General features: G+C 68.6%; 1 protein-coding gene and 1 pseudogene. Both read right to left on the bottom strand.

The features are described 5' to 3' along the window. A partial coding sequence (locus tag Q8S40_RS21350; protein WP_305672014.1) for a hypothetical protein occupies nucleotides 1-261 on the bottom strand: 261 nt, incomplete at its 3' end. 157 nt (nucleotides 262-418) lie between these two features. Next, nucleotides 419-1034 (bottom strand): annotated as a pseudogene (locus Q8S40_RS21345) (cryptochrome/photolyase family protein); the annotation flags it as partial.

Here is a 1034-nt window from a genome sequence, read left to right as displayed (position 1 = left end):
AAAGCCCTGACCGTCCTGGGCCAGGCCGGTAATCACGCCATCGCGCAGCTGCTGATCATCGCCGATGCGCTCGAACAGCAGCCGCGGCGCTTCGTCCGAGAGTGCCGGGTCAAGCGCGGCGTCGGCTGCGGCGTGGACGGTGCTGGCCGCAAAACCCGAACCCAACAGCAGGGCGAGCAGCCATGCGATTCGGGCGGCAGCAGATCGATTGCTGCCAAGCGCGGGTGCACGTCGTCGCGGCGGTGCCAGCAAACCCGACAAGCAGCAAGCGAACACGGCTTCTCCGGGCTTAGTCAGTCGGCAAGCCTGCGACTATACGGCGGCATCGGGAACACCGGCAAAGGCCGAGCGGCACCCGGTGAATCGCAGGGTGCCGCACGTGGGTGCCGCGCGCGCCGCGCGGCCGAGGAGCCACGCCCTATCGGCTCTCGGCACTCAGCTGCGCGCGCAGGGCTTCCGCCTGTTCGCGGATCGCCGCGCGCTTGGCCTCCGGCAGGCGCTCCAGACTGCGCCACTGCAGCGCCGCGCGCGGGTGTTTGGCGAAGCGCGCCTGATGCCGCTCGAGAAAATCCCAGTACAGCGTGGTGAATGGACAGGCCCTCTCGCCGACCGCCTGGTCCGGCTTGAAGCGACAGCCGCTGCAGTAGTTGCCCATGCGCTGGATGTACTTGCCGGACGCACAGTAGGGCTTGCTGGCCATCACGCCGCCATCGGCGAACTGGCTCATGCCCAGCACGTTCGGCAGCTCGACCCACTCGACCGCGTCCACATAGACCGCCAGATACCAGGCATGCACCTCGCGCGGGCGCACGCCGAGCATCAGGGCGAACAGGCCGGTCACCATCAGCCGCTGGATGTGATGGGCGTAGCCATAGCGCAGGGTCTGGCCGATCGCCTGCCGCATGCACTGCATGTCGGTGTCGCCGGTCCAGAAGAAGCCCGGCAGCGGCTGCTCGGCGCCGAGCGCGTTGTCATCCAGATAGCCCGGCATGCGCAGCCAGTACAGACCGCGCACGTACTCGCGCCAGCCGAGG

Source organism: Falsiroseomonas sp., assembly GCF_030695085.1.
In the GTDB taxonomy this organism is placed as follows: domain Bacteria; phylum Pseudomonadota; class Alphaproteobacteria; order Acetobacterales; family Acetobacteraceae; genus Falsiroseomonas.
The sequence above is the reverse complement of the archived record's forward strand: the minus strand, read 5'-3'. Positions and strand labels throughout refer to the sequence as shown.